The sequence below is a fragment of the Frondihabitans sp. PhB161 genome (assembly GCF_003814635.1).
Taxonomy (GTDB): Bacteria; Actinomycetota; Actinomycetes; order Actinomycetales; family Microbacteriaceae; genus Frondihabitans.
Map to the genome: position 1 here is coordinate 47387 of NZ_RKQW01000004.1, position 14793 is coordinate 62179.

Sequence of the window (14793 nt, forward strand, 5' to 3'; positions counted from 1 at the left end):
GGGGTCAGAGGACGGCGAAGGCCGACACGAATGCGGCGGTTCCGGCGACGGCGAGAGCGACCGCGAGACCACGGTCGCGTCGGCGGCTGACGCGGCGCGCCAGCAGCCATGCGAGAACACCCACGCCGATCAGGATGCTGATGACCCAGTAGAGCCACCCCGTCGTATCGGCCACTCGCAGGAGGCCGGAGACGCCGTCGCCGATCATGACGGTTACGAAGATGCCGCCGCTGAGGGCCCGAAGAGCACCCGAGGGGGAACGCCACCAGTAGCCGGCCAGCCCGACGACCGGCCCGGCGAGGGTTGCCACGGTGAAGTAGAAGTCGCCGGGGCCGTAGGAGTCGGGAAAGCCGCGGAGTGTCGATACGACCGCGTAGCCCTGAAGAAGCGCATGGAAGACGACGAGCCCGAGCCCGGCGGCGACCCACCAGCGACGTGCACTGCTCCAGCGGGTGCAGACGACGGTTACGACGAACGCCAGGAGAGTCCAGCCGCTGTTCGAGTTGGCGAACGAGCTGACGCCCTCCGGCAGATACTGCTGGCCGAATGATGTCGCCCCGCCGAGCAGAAGACCGGCCGCCGCTCCGACCAGCCACCAGGCGAGCGTGTATCCGATGGATCGTCCCATGCGTCCACACTCGCAGAGGCGACGGGAGGGGGCGTCGCCCCAGCGGACGACTCGTGGTGGGCGCAAATACACCGCGGGGTGGAACAGAGTCGGGCGACCGGCTCGCGACTAGCTGTCTCGCAACCGGCTGACTTGCAACCGGCTGACATGCAACCGGCTGACTCGCTACGGGCTGACTCGCTACGGCCCTCCGAGCCAGTGATCGATGCGATGGTGGTCGGGTGTGAAGCCGTGCCCGACGCCCCAGAGCACCGCCTGGGTGCGACTCTCGGCGCCGATCTTGCGGTACACCGACCGGATGTACGACTTGACCGTGTTCGGGCTGAGGTAGGTCAGCGTCGCGACCTCGGCGTTGCTCTTGCCCTGGGTGATCAGGGCCAGGATCTCGGACTCACGGTCGGTGATGCCCTCGCGGCGCCCCGGCCAGTCGAGTCCGGCCGCGCTCGGCGCCCGTCGACCGGGTTCGCTCACGATGATCTCCCCGCGTGCCACAGCCTCGAGGGCCTCGACGAGCTCGCGCGCGGGCAGGGTCTTCGACAGGTATCCGTGCACGCCCTGGCCAAGAGCGGTCTCGACCAGCTCGGGCTGGAAGTTCCAGGTATAGACGACGACATGACGGGCCTGCGGGTTGCCGACGAGCCCGGCGATCTCGTGGTGGTCGGACTCCGGTTGGGCGAACGAGTCGTACAGCACGATGTCGATCGAGTCATGCAAGACCGCGTTCGCGTCGATCTCGGACACGAGGATCCGATCGCGGTACGAATCGAACATGTGCGCCAGCCCCATCAGTACGACGTCGTAGTCGTCGACCAGCGTCACGGTGAGGGGCCTGGTCGTCGCGCCTGTCGTCGCGTTCGTCGTCGTGGTCATGGATTCAGCATCCCACCCCCAGGGGTGTAACGGCACACCCCCCGGGGTGGTTGAGTCGACCTATCGCTGAAACTGGCGTTCCCATCCGCACCACCACCACCGCACGCCCCCGCGTGCACCGAGAGAAAAGAGAACATCATGATCGGTCTACTCATCACCCTCATCGTCGTCGGCCTCATCGCGGGCTTCATCGCCCGCGCCGTCATCCCCGGCAAGCAGAACCTCGGGATTCTCAAGACCATCATCCTGGGCATCATCGGCTCGTTCGTCGGTGGCTTCCTCGGCTTCCTGATCTTCCAGCACGACCCGATGGACGGCTTCTTCCAGCCCGCCGGCCTCATCGGTTCGATCATCGGCGCCATCATCGTGCTGTTCATCTACACCCGCGTGGTCGGACGCAGCGCCGTCAACCGCTGACCCGGATCCTCGATCGCGCCGCGCCTCCCGGGCACGCAGCTTCGGCTGTGTCCGGGAGGCGGCACTGTTCGGCGAGTGCCGCGAGATGACGCTGCGAGGCCCGGCTGGAAGGCGTTTGCCGACACTCACCGCGGCGGGCCACCGGCGCGCGACGGGCGACGCGCCGCTGCCGAGGGCGCGAGTGGGTGCCGAGTGTGCGGATTCGGCCCGCGGCCTTGGTCGAGCGGGCCGTTTTCGTGCATTCGGTGGCGGCGCCGGCTGGCGAGTGGCGCCGAATGTCGCTTCGGGGTCGGCCGAGCGTGCAAATGGCGGCACTCGGAAGCGGGCGGCAGGCATGGGCATGGGAGCGGGCCCGAGGCGACGTGGGGCCTGGCCGAACCTACAGCGCCCCCGCCGACACTCCGAACGTGTCGCAGGACGCAGCCCCGCGGCCGCGCCCGACCTCGAACCACTTCTGACGCTGGGCCGAGGATCCGTGGGTCCACGAATCGGAGTCGACGCCCGAGCCACTGGCGGCCTGAATACGGTCGTCGCCCACTGCCGCGGCCGCATCGAGAGCGTCCGCGACCTCGGCTCGGGTGACCGGTGCCAGGAAGGCGGTACCGGTGGAGTCGGTGGTCGTCGATGCCGCACCGACCCACGCCCCTGCATAACAGTCGGCCTGAAGTTCGAGGCGGATGGTGTCGGATCCTGGGCCCGTTTGGGTGCGGTCCGCAGTGTCGAAACTGCCGCTCTCCTGCTGGATGTGGTGACCCCACTCGTGCCCCACGACGTACATCTGGGCGAGGGGCCCCGCGGTCGCGCCGAAGTCCTGGCGGAGCTGCTCGAAGAACGCGGTGTCGACGTAGAGGGCTCGATCGGGCGGGCAATAGAACGGTCCGGTCGACGAGCTGGCTGCGCCGCAGCCGGTGGTCGTCGAATCGGTGAAGAGGAAGAACTCGGGGGTGTCGTAGCGCACGTCTAGTTTCGGCGCCTCGGTGCTCCAGTAGGTGTCGAGGGAATCGGCGGCACCGGCCATGCGGCAGTCGATGTTGGCGTTGGCGTCGGCGCCGGTCGTGCAGCTGTCGAGGGAGCTCGATTCGATCTGCTGCGGGCCTGCCCCGGAGCCGCTCCCGTCGCTGACCACGCCCGTCAGGTCGACGCCCGTGAACTGGGCGATCAGGTACACCGCGATGGCCACGACCCCGATGCCTCCGCCCGCGACCCCGGCCGTGCGGCCACGGCGCTTGACCTTGCTGCTGTCGATCCTCGCGTCGTCGTTGAATGACATGCCTGCACGTTAGCGGCCCGGCGCGGCGAGGGGCCGGTGCGGGCCTGGCGCGTGTGCGTTGTGCGCTCTGCAAATTCGAAGGAGAAACGCGAGGGCGACCCCCGCCGATCTTGATGTCTGCGTTCGGCCGGGCGCGTTTCTCCTTCAAATTTGCAAGGGGCCACACCGCGCCTCGCGGCTGCGACCCCCAAACAGTTATTTGACAGTCGCGGTTGGCGCCACCAGAGTGGACGCGTGGACCCCCTCGAAAGCCTCCGCGCCACGGCGCACCCCCTTCGCCTCCGCATGCTGTCGCTCGTCACCGCAGCGGCGTTGAGCGCCGCCGAGGTCGCTCGGGAGCTCGATGTCACCCAGGCCAACGCCAGCTATCACCTGCGCCTCCTGGAGCGAGCGGGCCTCGTGCGGGTGGTCGAACGAACGAGGGTGCGCGGAGGCGACGCCAAGCGGTACCGACACGAGTCGTCGGCCAAGCCGTTCGTGCCCCTCGACGAATCCGAGGATCCTCAGGCAGTCGATCCGGCCTCCTTTCGGCACTACGTCGCCGTTCTCGCCGCTGAGCTGCAACGTCGGGCGGAGTTCCCCGCAGACGGACCGCGCGTGTCGACCGATGCCGAGTTGTGGCTGGATGCGGGGGAGTGGGCCGCGATCGTCCAAGCGGTCGGAGACGCCTCGGCGCGGCTGCATGCCAAGGCGCTGCCGGCACGAACGGCCGGTGCCGTCCGAGTGTCGATGTCGGCGGCGCTCTTTCAGATGGACCGCCCCTGATGCGCGGGCCTCTGGCCTCCCCGCCGTTCCGGTGGTTGGCGGCGGCGCGTTTCACGACCGTGTTGGGCAACTCGGTCGCACCCCTCGCTCTCGCTTTCGCGGTGCTCGACCTGACCGGCTCAGCCTCCGATCTGGGCCTCGTCGTCGCCTGTCGCTCGGTAGCCAACGTCGCGGTACTGCTCTTCGGAGGCGTCCTCGCCGATCGGTTCTCGCGAACCCTCCTTCTGACCGGGGCATCGATCGCAGCGGCGCTGAGCCAGGGGGTCATCGCCGCCCTCGTGCTTGGCGGCACGGCGACGATTCCGTTGCTGGCAGGCCTCAGCGTCGTCAACGGCGCCGTCGCGGCCGTGAGCTTCCCCGCCTCGGCCGCACTCGTTCCCTCGACGGTCGAGCCCGACCAGCTGCGCTCGGCGAACTCGATCCTCCGTCTCGGCGTCAACGCGGGAACCCTCATCTCGGTGGCCATCGGATCGCTGGTGATCGCGGCAGTCGGCCCGGGGTGGGGGCTCGCCTTTGACGCGTTCGCATTCCTCGCCGCGGCCGCGCTCTTCTCGCGGATCCGCGTGCGCGGCCCGGCGGAGACACCGGAGGAGCGGCAGAGCATCCTGCACGATCTGCGCGAGAGCTGGGGCGAATTCTCTCGGAGAACGTGGGTGTGGGTCGTGGTCGTCCAGTTCATGGTCGTGAACGCCGCCTTCGTGGGAGCGATAGCCGTGCTCGGACCGCTCATTGCCGACCAGACCTTCGGGCGCGCCTCGTGGGGGCTGATCATCGCGTCCGAGACCGTGGGCCTCGTGCTCGGCTCGCTCCTCGCCCTCCGATGGCGCCCCTCCCGAGCGCTCGGCATCGGCGTGCTGCTGGTAGCGATCTCCGCGCTCCCGGTGACGATGCTGGCTCTGCACCCGTCGGTGCCCTGGCTGATCGTCTGCTTCGCTCTCGGCGGGATCGGGATCGAGCAGTTCGGCATCGCGTGGGACCAGTCGCTGCAGCAGCACATCCCCGGAGACAAACTGGCCCGGGTCTACTCGTATGACGCCGTCGGATCCTTCGTGGCCATCCCCCTCGGGGAGGTCGTCGTCGGGCCGCTATCAGCAGTCACCGGCACGCAGCCGGTGCTGCTCGGCGCAGGCGCACTCATCGCCCTGGCGAGTCTCGCCGTGGCCTGCGTCCCGAGCATCTGGCGCATCAGGAATGCCCCCGTCGCACCGGCGTGACCATCGGGCGTTGCGCAACCCCAGTGTCGCTGCGCGCTGACTCTCCGTCGCCGTGTCAGGGTGAGTACGCGGGAGGGTCAGCGTCGCCTCCCCTCGAGAAAGGCCGTCACCGTGTCAGAGAGAGATTCGCGTCGGGCCCTCGTGGTGCGCGGCGGGTGGGACGGCCACCAGCCGGTCGAGGCGACCAACCTCTTCCTCCCGTTCCTTCACGAGCATTTCGACGAGGTGCGGGTCGAGGAGTCGACCGCCGTCTATGCCGACACGGACTACCTCGAGACCGTCGACCTGATCGTCCAATCGGTGACGATGTCGACCATTGCAGACGACGAGTTCCGCGGCCTCCAATCAGCGGTCGTCGCCGGCGCAGGATTCGCCGGCTGGCACGGCGGCATCGCCGACTCGTTCCGGAACAACTCCGACTACCTGCACCTCGTCGGCGGGCAGTTCGCCACCCACCCGGGCAAGGCTCCCGGCGAACGCACCGGCACGCCCGCCGACAACTACGTTCCGTACACCGTCTCGATCACCGAGGTGGGCGCCACCCATCCGATCACGGCCGGCGTCCGCGATTTCGAGCTCACCACCGAGCAGTACTGGGTGCTCCACGACGACTACAACGACGTTTTGGCGACGACGACCCAGAAAGTCCGCCCGTGGGATCCTTTTCACCGCGAGGTCACGAGCCCTGCCATCTGGACGCGGCAGTGGGGCGAGGGGCGCGTCTTCGTCGCGACCCCGGGCCACCAGGTCGACATCCTCGAGCAGGATCCGATTCGCTCCATCATCGAAAGAGGGCTCCTGTGGGCAGCGCGCTGAAGGTCGGCATCATCGGAGTCGGCACCATCTCGGAGCAGTACCTCGACAGTCTCCACCGGCTGCCCGGGCTACGGCTCATCGCTGTGGCCGACATCGACGCGGCTCGCGCACGGCGGGTTGCCGACGAGCAGGGTGTGCGGGCGCTGAGCGTCGACGAACTCCTCGCCGACGACGAGGTCGACGCGATAATCAACCTCACGCTGCCGCAGACGCACGTCGAGATCGGAATGCGCGCCCTTGCCGCCGGAAAACACGTCTTCGCCGAGAAGCCGCTCGGTCTCACGCCCGACGAGGCGCGTCCCATGCTCGAGCTGGCTGCGTCGGAGGGCTTGCGAGTTGGCAGCGCCCCTGACACCGTGCTCGGCACCGGCGTGCAGACCGCTCGCCACCTTGTCGATTCCGGTCTGATCGGCGAGCCGGTTGCGGCGCAGGTGCACTGGTCGGCTCCCGGCCATGAAGCGTGGCATCCGGCGCCGCTCTTCTACTACCAGTCGGGTGGTGGCCCCCTGCTCGACATGGCGCCCTACTATCTGACCGCTCTCATCACGCTCTTCGGGCCTATTGAACGCGTCACCGGTTTGTCGACCCGCTCCGGTCGGGAGCGGACGGTCGCCACGGGGCCGCTCGCCGGCACGCCGATCCCGGTCGACGTCGACACTCACGTCAGTGCGCTCGTGCAGCACACGAGCGGTGTGACAACGACCCTCACCGTGAGCTTCGAAGTGCGGGCGACGAGATCGCCGTTATTCGAGGTGTACGGAACGCAGGGCACGATCGCCGTTCCCGACCCCAACCGGTTCTCAGACGCGGTCGAGGTGTCGACGGTCGACGACCTCGCCTTCCAGGCGGTTCCGGTGTCGGCCGGCTACGAGGAGGCCGGACGCGGCTACGGGCTCGCCGACATGGCCAGGGCTATCGAGACGGATCGGCCGCACCGGGCCTCGGGCGAACTTGCGTTCCACGTGCTGGAGGCGATGGACGCGATTGTCCGGTCGAGCGCCGAGAAGCGGGTCGTCGAGCTGACGAGCACGGTTGCGCGGCCGGAGCCGGTGCCGCGCGGTGCTGCCCCCGATACGTGGTGAGGCGCGCGGGTTGTGCGTCGGCAGTGTCGCGCTGGGTGGCTCTGCGCTGTAGGGACGCCCTCGAGTCGGTGACCTCGCGCGGATCGGCCGACCTCGCGCGCCGCGGCGCTGTGACGTTGGCCGATTCGCGCGACCTCGTAAGATCCGCTCATGACGAGCCAGTGGACGGTGCAGCGTTTCTTCGATGAGATCGTGCCGTCGGCGGTGCTTCCCGCAATAGCGACGTTGTTGACGCCGTCGGAACGCGCCTCGGTCAGGATCCGAATCGTCGACTGGGAGGGTGCCGACGTCAGCGGCGAGACACCGATTGGCGAGAACGAGCTCATGCTCGAGGTCACGGTGCTCGGCGAAGCGTGCGGGCAGTATCTTTTCGCGCCAGAGTCGGTCGAGGAGTTCGAACGCCGCTTTTACAACGGCCTTCAGGATTTCATCTCGGAAAGCACCTTCGGCTGGGGCCAGCTTCGGGGGCCGGTGCTGCCGTTGAGTCTCGACGAAAGCTGACGTGACGAGGATCGGCCGACCTCGCGCGCCGCGGCGCTGTGACGTTGGCCGTTTCGCGCGACCTCGTCGCGATCGCCGGGCGAAGCGACGCGGGTCGGCCATTAGCGCACGGCTCGCCGCGTCGCTTTGGCCGATTCGCGTCGCTTAGCGCGACTGCGCCGCCGCGGCGTCGTGCAGTTCTCTTGCGTCTACCGCGGCATCGCGGGTGCGCAGCGCCGAGGCCGCCGTCCCCGTCGCCAAGAGCCCGGACGCGACACCGACGACCAGAATCGACACCACGTCGAGGCTGAAGAACACGCCGATCCCAGCCCCCGTAAAGATCCCCACGAGGACGCCCTCCACAGCGCCCGTGGCGAGACGAGCCGACTTGGGTGGGAGTCGTCGCGAAAAACCAGAAAACGAGGATCCGGCAACCGCCCCCGCACCAGCCCCCAGCAGCCCCCAGACGACTGCCGCCACGACCCCGAACCCCGCGTAGAGAAGCGTCCATTGCGCGGCGGCGGCGACACCGTCGTCCGTCACGATCGTCGCTACGAACACCCCTTCGGCGAACAGCATCGGGACGCCGTACGCGCTCAGGGCGCCGACGAGGGCACCCCGGAAGGCGAGTGTCGCGACGGGGGAGCGGATGACGCGCGGCTCGGTCGGAGCCGCACTCACCTCTGCCGACACCTCCCGCGTCACTGGCGGATGCGGCCGATGGCGCCGACGATGGCCGACGCAGCGATCAGGACTGCACCCGCAATCAAGCCCGAGCCACCCAGGATCGAGTCGACGACCGCACCGCCGTCGAGGGCTGTGGAGACGACGAGGACGAGGCCGAGGACGCCGAGTGGCACCCCGATTCCAAACAGGATTATGGTCGTGTCGGTGGTACGGGTTGCGGTTTTGGCCATGGTCGAGAGCCTAGGGGTGGTGGGGCCGGATCCTTGTGCTGTGTCGTGTCGCGCGTGCTCGCGAGATGGCCGTGTCTGCGTCCCGCCGGCGCCGCGGCTGCAGGTGAGGCCATCTCGCGGGCCTGCGCCGCCCGACGCTGACGTCGCGTGAAGTGGCCGACCTCGCGCGCCGCGGCGCTGTGACGTTGGCCGATTCGCGTCAGGTCGCGAGCCACGCGCACCACCCGGAGCGGCGCCCCGCCCACCTACCCGGCCGGGTTGCCGTCGCGCAGGGAGCTGATCATGGAGCGCAGGATCCTGAACGCCTTTGCCTGCTCATCGCCCGACATGCCTGCGAGCATCCTCACCTCCACGGAGCGCACGGCCGCCGTCGCCGCCGACAGGTGCTGCCGACCCCGGGGAGTGAGCCGAGTGGGCAGGGTCTTGCCGACCGGGGCCTGAGCCGGTCGCGTAACGAAGCCGTCGCGCTCGAGGGCCTGCAGCAGCACGTTCATCGACTGGCGGGTGACGAATGCGCCTCGCGCGAGGTCGGAGTTCGACAGGCCCGGCCGCTGCGCGAGGAGCTCGAGGCACGAGTAGTGAGTGATGGTCATGCCGAGGGGGCGCAGCACCTCCTCCATGGCGGCGCGGAGGGCGCTCGAGGCCTCTTTCAGCAGGTACCCGAGCGAGGTGTCGAGGTCGATCGCGTCTCCGTATTGACTCATGTCAGTATTCTGACATAGGTTGAACTGTGTCAGAAAGCTGACACAAAAATAAGGAGAACCACATGCCCGTCACCGGCCCCGACTTCCTCTCGCTCCAGGTTCGTGATCTCGATGCGTCGCAGGCGTTCTACGAGAACTACCTCGGCCTTGTCCGCTCTGAGGCAGGTCCGCCTCACGCGGTCGTCTTCGAGACCACGCCGATCGCCTTCGCGCTGCGCGACATCGTCGCCGGTACCGACCTCGAGTCGATTGACCAGCCCGGCATCGGCGCGGCGATCTGGCTTCACGCGACCGACGTGCAGGCGATTCACGACGCGCTCGTCGCCGACGGGCACACGATCGTCGCCGCGCCGATCGACGGTCCGTTCGGTCGCACCTTCACCTTCGCCGACCGTGACGGATACCAGATCACGCTGCACGATCGCGCCTGAGTCGGGCGGTCGGTGGGGGCAGCGGTGGCCTGACGCGAATCGGCCGCCTTGTGCGAATCGGCGACGTCGTGCCAACCGGCGACATCGCGCGATTCGGCCGACCTCGCGCGCCGCGGCGCTGTGATGTTGGCCGATTCGCGTCACCTCGCACTCGCTGAACGCCCGCGCCGGCGCTTCAGGCGCGTACGGTGAGCATCATGCAGAGCAGAATCGGGCGCATCGCCCTCGTGGCAGTCGGGCTCGTCGTCGCAATCGTCGGCGTGGTCTTCGCGGGGCAGGGTCTCAACCTGATTCCGGGGAGCACGATGACGGGCGACCGGACGTGGCTCTACGTCGGCGCCGTGATGGTCGTGGTAGGCCTCATTCTCGTGTGGCTCGGACTCCGTCGTGCGCCGAGTGGTCGCGCCTGACGCCGAACCAGCCTGCAGACCGATACCGGATGGATACATCTGGCCCTCGTGCCACGACGCGTGGTGGGTAAGACTCGGCTATATGCGACACGGTCCGCTCATTCTGCTTCCGCTCTCGGCGGTATTGATCGCGTTGTCTTCGCTGAGTGGCTGTGCATCATCGGGGGATGATCCGGCGGCATGCATTCCTCTTGTTAACGTGACACCGACGGCAGTCTCACCCGGAGACTCGATCACCGTGGTCGTAGACAGGGGCTGCGATCGTCCCCGGCCTCGAGGTGGTTGGAGCGTCGCTGCCAGCCCAATTGGCAAACCCGAGCTTGCGGTGACGTCGACCTCAGATGCTCAGCTCGTCGACGGGTTCTCGGTGAAGATGACCGTTCCCGCCTCGTTCCCGGCAGGAGAGGCCTATGCCGAGATCGTGGGCTGGGATTACTCGCTCTGCAACGACAATGGAAGCTGCGCGAGCCCCTCCGGCTCGGTCACCGTCAGCGCCGGTCAGTGACCGAATCAGCCCTCGTTGCCGACCTTGTGCAGCACGTCCAAGGCGGAGTCGATCGCAGCCTCCAGAGGCCATGACGCTTTCTCGGGCTGACTCAACACGAGTCCACCCTGGAGCGCCGCGAGAATGGCCACCGCGATTCGCTGAGGGTCGGCAGCGACGTCGACCCAGCCGGCGTCTTGCATTTTCGTGACCCCCGACGCCAGCAGCAGCCTCCAGGTCGTCATGCTCTCGGTGATGATTCGAGCCAACTCAGGATCCGTCATGGCGGCCTGCGTCGCCATCGAACCGATCGGGCAGGCCCAGCGTCCGAGCCCGATGTAGTAGTCGACGAGGGCGTCACGCCAGGCGTGCCACGACTCCCAGCTCGAGAGATCGTCGATGTGCGGCTTCTGCGCCGCGAAGAGTTCACCGCCCTCCCAGACGGCGACCTCGCGCACCAGTTCGGCCTTGCCGCCGGGGAAGTAATGGAACAGCTGGCTTTTGCTGGTGAGCGTCGCTGCTCGAACGGTGTCGAGGGTCGTTCCGCCGATGCCGGACGCAAGGATCTCGCGCCCGGTCGCCTCGATGATGCGTTGCCGAGTGGCCCGGCCGCGCTCAGTGATGTTCGCCTCCTGCATTGCTCAAGACTATCTCTATGGACTCACCGGTCCAATCCATGCTAGTAATGGACCATGAAGTCCAACGAAGAAGAACTCGCCTCCATCACGCCCGACGCCCGCCTTGTCGGCCGAACCGCCCTCGTCACCGGATCGAGCAGCGGCATCGGCGAAGCCATAGCTCGCGTGCTCGCCGCCTCCGGTGCCCACGTCATCGTCAGCGGTCGCGACACGGCCCGCACACAGGGCGTCGTCTCGACAATCGAACGGGCCGGCGGCAGCGCCTCGGCACTCGTGGCCGACCTCGGGTCGTCGACCGCCGACATCCGCCGGTTCGCCGCCGAGGCCGTCTCTCTCGGTGGTGGCCGCATCGACATCCTCGTCAACAACGCCGGCATCTATCCCGCTACGCCGACCGCCGATCTCGCCGACGACGACCTCGACGCCGTGCTCGCGACCAACGTCCGTGCGCCGCACGTACTCGTAGCTGCCCTCGCGCCCGCCATGGCCGAGCGGGGGAGCGGATCCATCGTCAACATCGGTTCGTGGATGGCCCGCGTTGGCGTGCCCTTCGGGGCGATATACACGGCCTCGAAGGCGGCACTCGAGCAGATGACGCGCACGTGGTCGGCGGAGTTCGGCCCTCGTGGGGTCAGCGTCAACACGGTATCGCCGGGTGCGACGAGCACGCCCGGCAACGCCAAGAGCGCCGACGTCCTCGCTGCGATGACGGCCGGCACGGTGACCGGCCATCCGGTGCGACCGGTCGATGTCGCCTACGCGGTGCGCTTCGCCGTCTCAGATGAAGCGGCCTTCCTGCACGGATCGGTCATCGACGTCGACGGCGGAATCGCTTACACCCGGCTCGGCTGACGTTCGACCCGCGGGTGGCGACCGGCGACCGGCGCGATGCTCGTGCTGGCGGTGGGTTTCACGCTCGCGGGCCTCGTCTTCTTCACAGGTGTCGAGCGCGGAGTGGTCGCGGCGTACTACTTCGCGCTGCAGATGATGCGCGGGCTGTAGCGGCGAGGGGCTCGTGTGCCGCTCGGTAGGCTTCGGTCGTGTCCAAATCACCCGCTGCCCCCGCGCCTCAAGGCCGCCGCCGCGCAAATATGACTCTTACCGTCACGGGCCTGGCAGTAGCCATCTTCGGGCTCGTGGTGTTGGGGGCGGCCCTTCTTTTCAACCACAGCACCAGCAACGACGGTGGCGGCGCGAATATCGGCGCCGGGGTGCTGGCGTTGGTCGGTACGTTCATCGGCGTGTGCGGCCTCGTGGTTCTGCTGATTGCTGCGGCAATTGCTCTCGGGCGTCGTCGCGCTCGCTGAGGGCTAGTGCTTCGGAGAGCTCACACGGGCTGGAGAGGCACGGCTTCGCCGGCCGGTAGCTCGACCCGAATCTCGTCGCCGGCGCGAACAGTGCCACCCGCAACGACCACGGCCATCACCCCGCCCTTGCGTTCGACGGCTCCGTCTTCGGAGCGGCCGAGGACTTCCCGGAGCAACCCGGGCTCGAAGCCGTTGATCTGCTGGCAGGGGTTGCGCAGCCCGGTGACGCGGACGACGGCCTCCCCGCCGAGGCGAAGGAGAGTGTCAGCCGGGAGCGCGAGAAGATCGACACCCCGCGTCGTCACGTTTTCGCCGAGCTGGCCAGCCTCAACCCGGTAGCCGGAAGCAGCCACCTCATCGAACAGCTCGGCATGGATGAGGTGCACCTGCCGCAGGTTGGGCTGGTTCGGATCGCGGGCCACTCGCGACCGGTGCTGGACCGTCACGCCCGCGTGGGTGTCTCCCTCGATACCCCAGCCGGCGACCAGCGTGATCTCGTCGACGACGGGCTTGCTGAAACGATGGTCAGGATCCCGACTCACGGCCACGACGGATCCTTCTGGGCTGATCGACGGCATGCGTCGATTCTCGCTTATCGTCCGTCCTGATCGAAGTCGCGGGCCAAAGTGACGAGGATCGGCCAAACCGACTCGGCGCGCCGGGTCGGAATGGCCGATGGGCGTCGCTTAGCAGTCCGGCTCGGGGAACATCACCCGGCGTGCTGTGCCGCCGAGGGCCAGACGTCGTCGTCGGCGAACGCTGTGGCCCAGTAGTACGGATTCACGTCGAGGAGCGTGCGGCTCGACCAGCCCGTCGAACTCGCCGGGTCGTTTACGCCGACCTCCACACTCGGGCCCCAGACGGCGAGCCTCTCCTGGCAGGCGCCGCACGGAGACAACACGGTGAAGCCAGTCCTGCCGGGCTCGCGGCTCACGCAGATCGACGCGACGATTCGCGCACCCTGGGTGTAGGCCGCACAGATCGGACCGGTTTCGGCGCAGAGGTTCATGGAGGCGTTGAAATTGTCGAGCGCCACCCCGGTGAGGATCGAACCATCCTCCAGATACACCGCCGCCGCGACCGCTTCGGGAGCATCGGGCCAGCGGAGGTTCATCTGCTCGACGGCTCGGTCGAACAACTTCTGATCAGCGTGCATCCGACGAGTCTTCCAGAGCCACCCTTCTCAGCCGTCGGAATAATGGGGGTATGCACGACACCGCCACTGCCCAGCGCGCCATTCGACCGGCCGCCGCTGCCGATATCGACCAGTGCATCGCGATCTGGGTCGACGCCTGCGCCGCACGCGACGGCGCGGCGTTCCCGGGGGTGGCTGAGCGGGCGCGCCCAAAGTTCGACGGCAACGCCGCGTGGTTCGTCGCCGGGCCCACTGACGACGTCGAGGGATTTGTGCTGGCGACTGCTCCGGGGAGTGGTGAGCCGTCGGATCCTGAGGATGCTGCGATCGTGGGGCTCCTTGCGGTCGCACCGGGTCAGCAGACGCGGGGACTCGGGAGAGCTCTGCTGGGAGCTGCCACGGACGAGCTTTCACGCCGGGGGTACCGGCGGGCCGTGCTGCACGCGCTGCTCGAAAACACCCCGGCGGTCCGGCTCTACGAGAGCGAGGGGTGGGTCGCTGTGGGGGAGGAGTACGAGCACTCCCTGCTGAAGCGCCCGATGCGCACATTCGAGCGCCTTTTGTAGGGCTACGCGCTCGCGAGACCTCATAAACGACGTATTTCAGGCGCGGCGAGCAGTCAAATTTGAGGTCTCACGGTGCCGACGGCGAATTAGGCGGGAGGAGGTCAGCCAGGAGCGCCTCGACGCGCGAGCGGATGTCGTCGCGGATGGGGCGTACCTCGTCGATCGCCTTGCCCGCCGGGTCGACGAGCTCCCAGTCGTCGTAGCGCTTGCCGGGAAAGATCGGGCAGGCGTCGCCGCAGCCCATCGTGATGACGGCGTCGGATTCGCGAACCTGATCGGTCGTCAGGCGCTGGGGAACGTTGCCGGTGATATCGATGCCCACCTCGGCCATCGCGGCGACGGCTACGGGGTTGATTGCGCTGCCCGGTTCGGATCCACCGGACAGCACCTCGACGCGACCGCCCGACACCTCTCTCATGAAACCGGCCGCCATCTGAGACCGGCCCGCGTTGTGGACACACACGAACAGTACTGTCGGCTTCTCGGCCATTGGTTCTCCACTCGGTGACTCTCGCCGTAGTCGTTCATCTTGTCGGCGGGTAATCGCCCCGGCAGCGTTAAGGTCTTGGCGCCTCGACGCGCAATAAGCCTAGGCGGGATCGAGGGTGTCGGTTGGCGAGACGGCGAGAGGTCTGGTCGATGTAGCCAGGTCGATGCGG

Annotated in this window: 22 protein-coding genes; 12 read left to right on the forward strand and 10 right to left on the reverse strand. The window is 67.9% G+C overall.

What is annotated here, in order from left to right; all coding sequences use genetic code 11:
- Positions 1–4: 4 nt before the first annotated feature.
- Entirely contained in the window at positions 5–628 is a 624-nt protein-coding gene (locus EDF39_RS14925) for a DUF6518 family protein (protein WP_123944332.1), read from the reverse strand.
- 180 nt (positions 629–808) lie between these two features.
- On the reverse strand, positions 809–1498 hold the full coding sequence (locus tag EDF39_RS14930; RefSeq protein WP_123944334.1) for a response regulator transcription factor: 690 nt from the start codon (positions 1496–1498) through the stop codon (positions 809–811).
- A gap of 138 nt (positions 1499–1636) precedes the next feature.
- On the opposite strand from EDF39_RS14930, the gene EDF39_RS14935 reads away from it, so the two are divergent.
- Positions 1637–1915 (forward strand): GlsB/YeaQ/YmgE family stress response membrane protein, encoded by a 279-nt coding sequence (locus EDF39_RS14935; RefSeq protein ID WP_055959223.1) that lies wholly within the window; start codon positions 1637–1639, stop codon positions 1913–1915.
- A gap of 379 nt (positions 1916–2294) precedes the next feature.
- On the opposite strand, the gene EDF39_RS14940 is transcribed toward EDF39_RS14935, so the two are convergent.
- The gene (locus EDF39_RS14940) at positions 2295–3185 is read right to left on the reverse strand and encodes a neutral zinc metallopeptidase (RefSeq protein WP_123944336.1); all 891 of its coding nucleotides are present in this window, start codon (positions 3183–3185) and stop codon (positions 2295–2297) included.
- Between the two features lie 234 nt (positions 3186–3419).
- Here EDF39_RS14940 and EDF39_RS14945 point away from each other — a divergent pair, with 234 nt between their 5' ends.
- The 5 genes from EDF39_RS14945 to EDF39_RS14965 all read left to right on the forward strand — a co-directional run bounded on the left by EDF39_RS14945 (position 3420) and on the right by EDF39_RS14965 (position 7563).
- Positions 3420–3950 (forward strand): helix-turn-helix domain-containing protein, encoded by a 531-nt coding sequence (locus EDF39_RS14945; protein ID WP_123944338.1) that lies wholly within the window; start codon positions 3420–3422, stop codon positions 3948–3950.
- Entirely contained in the window at positions 3950–5164 is a 1215-nt protein-coding gene (locus tag EDF39_RS14950) for an MFS transporter (RefSeq protein WP_123944340.1), read from the forward strand. The genes EDF39_RS14945 and EDF39_RS14950 overlap by 1 nt, the downstream gene beginning before the upstream one ends.
- A gap of 111 nt (positions 5165–5275) precedes the next feature.
- Positions 5276–5980: a ThuA domain-containing protein gene (locus EDF39_RS14955; RefSeq protein ID WP_123944342.1), complete on the forward strand. Its 705-nt coding sequence runs from the start codon at positions 5276–5278 to the stop codon at positions 5978–5980.
- Complete coding sequence (locus tag EDF39_RS14960; RefSeq protein ID WP_123944344.1) at positions 5965–7062, forward strand: Gfo/Idh/MocA family protein; 1098 nt, start codon at positions 5965–5967, stop codon at positions 7060–7062. The genes EDF39_RS14955 and EDF39_RS14960 overlap by 16 nt, the downstream gene beginning before the upstream one ends.
- Before the next feature lie 150 nt (positions 7063–7212).
- Positions 7213–7563: a hypothetical protein gene (locus EDF39_RS14965; protein ID WP_123944346.1), complete on the forward strand. Its 351-nt coding sequence runs from the start codon at positions 7213–7215 to the stop codon at positions 7561–7563.
- 144 nt (positions 7564–7707) lie between these two features.
- Here the strand turns inward: EDF39_RS14965 and EDF39_RS14970 are convergent, their stop codons facing one another.
- The 3 genes from EDF39_RS14970 to EDF39_RS14980 form a co-directional block, all read right to left on the reverse strand.
- Positions 7708–8247 carry a hypothetical protein gene (locus EDF39_RS14970; protein WP_123944348.1) on the reverse strand — a complete coding sequence of 180 codons (540 nt, stop codon included), beginning with the start codon at positions 8245–8247 and terminating at the stop codon, positions 7708–7710.
- Entirely contained in the window at positions 8244–8459 is a 216-nt protein-coding gene (locus tag EDF39_RS14975; protein WP_123944350.1) for a hypothetical protein, read from the reverse strand. Before EDF39_RS14975 ends, EDF39_RS14970 begins: the two co-directional genes overlap by 4 nt.
- 245 nt (positions 8460–8704) lie before the next feature.
- Positions 8705–9163, reverse strand: a complete 459-nt coding sequence (locus EDF39_RS14980; RefSeq protein ID WP_123944352.1) for a MarR family winged helix-turn-helix transcriptional regulator — start codon at positions 9161–9163, stop codon at positions 8705–8707.
- Positions 9164–9225: 62 nt separating this feature from the next.
- Between EDF39_RS14980 and EDF39_RS14985 the strand changes: the two genes are divergently transcribed.
- The 3 genes from EDF39_RS14985 to EDF39_RS14995 all read left to right on the forward strand — a co-directional run bounded on the left by EDF39_RS14985 (position 9226) and on the right by EDF39_RS14995 (position 10509).
- A complete protein-coding gene (locus EDF39_RS14985) occupies positions 9226–9594 on the forward strand; it encodes a VOC family protein (RefSeq protein WP_123944354.1) in 369 nt (122 codons plus the stop codon).
- 197 nt (positions 9595–9791) lie between these two features.
- Positions 9792–10004, forward strand: a complete 213-nt coding sequence (locus EDF39_RS14990; RefSeq protein ID WP_123944356.1) for a hypothetical protein — start codon at positions 9792–9794, stop codon at positions 10002–10004.
- Positions 10005–10329: 325 nt separating this feature from the next.
- Positions 10330–10509, forward strand: a complete 180-nt coding sequence (locus EDF39_RS14995; RefSeq protein ID WP_123944358.1) for a hypothetical protein — start codon at positions 10330–10332, stop codon at positions 10507–10509.
- Positions 10510–10514: 5 nt separating this feature from the next.
- Here the strand turns inward: EDF39_RS14995 and EDF39_RS15000 are convergent, their stop codons facing one another.
- Positions 10515–11126 (reverse strand): TetR/AcrR family transcriptional regulator, encoded by a 612-nt coding sequence (locus tag EDF39_RS15000; protein WP_123944360.1) that lies wholly within the window; start codon positions 11124–11126, stop codon positions 10515–10517.
- A 54-nt stretch (positions 11127–11180) separates the two neighbouring features.
- Between EDF39_RS15000 and EDF39_RS15005 the strand changes: the two genes are divergently transcribed.
- Together EDF39_RS15005 and EDF39_RS15010 are read left to right on the forward strand one after the other, a co-directional pair.
- Positions 11181–11978 carry an SDR family NAD(P)-dependent oxidoreductase gene (locus EDF39_RS15005; RefSeq protein WP_123944362.1) on the forward strand — a complete coding sequence of 266 codons (798 nt, stop codon included), beginning with the start codon at positions 11181–11183 and terminating at the stop codon, positions 11976–11978.
- Positions 11979–12166: 188 nt separating this feature from the next.
- Positions 12167–12433: a hypothetical protein gene (locus EDF39_RS15010; protein ID WP_123944364.1), complete on the forward strand. Its 267-nt coding sequence runs from the start codon at positions 12167–12169 to the stop codon at positions 12431–12433.
- A gap of 20 nt (positions 12434–12453) precedes the next feature.
- Here EDF39_RS15010 and EDF39_RS15015 read toward each other — a convergent pair whose 3' ends face one another.
- Complete coding sequence (locus EDF39_RS15015) at positions 12454–13011, reverse strand: MOSC domain-containing protein (protein WP_055962047.1); 558 nt, start codon at positions 13009–13011, stop codon at positions 12454–12456.
- A gap of 131 nt (positions 13012–13142) precedes the next feature.
- Positions 13143–13589, reverse strand: coding sequence for a cytidine deaminase (locus tag EDF39_RS15020; RefSeq protein ID WP_123944366.1), 447 nt, complete (start codon positions 13587–13589; stop codon positions 13143–13145).
- A 50-nt stretch (positions 13590–13639) separates the two neighbouring features.
- Between EDF39_RS15020 and EDF39_RS15025 the strand changes: the two genes are divergently transcribed.
- Positions 13640–14134: a GNAT family N-acetyltransferase gene (locus EDF39_RS15025; RefSeq protein ID WP_123944368.1), complete on the forward strand. Its 495-nt coding sequence runs from the start codon at positions 13640–13642 to the stop codon at positions 14132–14134.
- Between the two features lie 67 nt (positions 14135–14201).
- Here EDF39_RS15025 and EDF39_RS15030 read toward each other — a convergent pair whose 3' ends face one another.
- Positions 14202–14624 (reverse strand): arsenate reductase ArsC, encoded by a 423-nt coding sequence (locus EDF39_RS15030; RefSeq protein WP_123944370.1) that lies wholly within the window; start codon positions 14622–14624, stop codon positions 14202–14204.
- Positions 14625–14793 lie beyond the last annotated feature (169 nt).

Coding starts and splice junctions, on each gene's coding strand:
- EDF39_RS15020 (WP_123944366.1), bottom strand. CDS start 13,589: ATGCACGCTGATCAGAAGTTGTTCGACCGAGCCGTCGAGCAGATGAAC.
- EDF39_RS14965 (WP_123944346.1), top strand. CDS start 7,213: ATGACGAGCCAGTGGACGGTGCAGCGTTTCTTCGATGAGATCGTGCCG.
- EDF39_RS14940 (WP_123944336.1), bottom strand. CDS start 3,185: ATGTCATTCAACGACGACGCGAGGATCGACAGCAGCAAGGTCAAGCGC.
- EDF39_RS14935 (WP_055959223.1), top strand. CDS start 1,637: ATGATCGGTCTACTCATCACCCTCATCGTCGTCGGCCTCATCGCGGGC.
- EDF39_RS15015 (WP_055962047.1), bottom strand. CDS start 13,011: ATGCCGTCGATCAGCCCAGAAGGATCCGTCGTGGCCGTGAGTCGGGAT.
- EDF39_RS14925 (WP_123944332.1), bottom strand. CDS start 628: ATGGGACGATCCATCGGATACACGCTCGCCTGGTGGCTGGTCGGAGCG.
- EDF39_RS14990 (WP_123944356.1), top strand. CDS start 9,792: ATGCAGAGCAGAATCGGGCGCATCGCCCTCGTGGCAGTCGGGCTCGTC.
- EDF39_RS15000 (WP_123944360.1), bottom strand. CDS start 11,126: ATGCAGGAGGCGAACATCACTGAGCGCGGCCGGGCCACTCGGCAACGC.
- EDF39_RS14985 (WP_123944354.1), top strand. CDS start 9,226: ATGCCCGTCACCGGCCCCGACTTCCTCTCGCTCCAGGTTCGTGATCTC.
- EDF39_RS15030 (WP_123944370.1), bottom strand. CDS start 14,624: ATGGCCGAGAAGCCGACAGTACTGTTCGTGTGTGTCCACAACGCGGGC.
- EDF39_RS15005 (WP_123944362.1), top strand. CDS start 11,181: ATGAAGTCCAACGAAGAAGAACTCGCCTCCATCACGCCCGACGCCCGC.
- EDF39_RS14980 (WP_123944352.1), bottom strand. CDS start 9,163: ATGAGTCAATACGGAGACGCGATCGACCTCGACACCTCGCTCGGGTAC.
- EDF39_RS14975 (WP_123944350.1), bottom strand. CDS start 8,459: ATGGCCAAAACCGCAACCCGTACCACCGACACGACCATAATCCTGTTT.
- EDF39_RS14930 (WP_123944334.1), bottom strand. CDS start 1,498: ATGACCACGACGACGAACGCGACGACAGGCGCGACGACCAGGCCCCTC.
- EDF39_RS14950 (WP_123944340.1), top strand. CDS start 3,950: ATGCGCGGGCCTCTGGCCTCCCCGCCGTTCCGGTGGTTGGCGGCGGCG.
- EDF39_RS15025 (WP_123944368.1), top strand. CDS start 13,640: ATGCACGACACCGCCACTGCCCAGCGCGCCATTCGACCGGCCGCCGCT.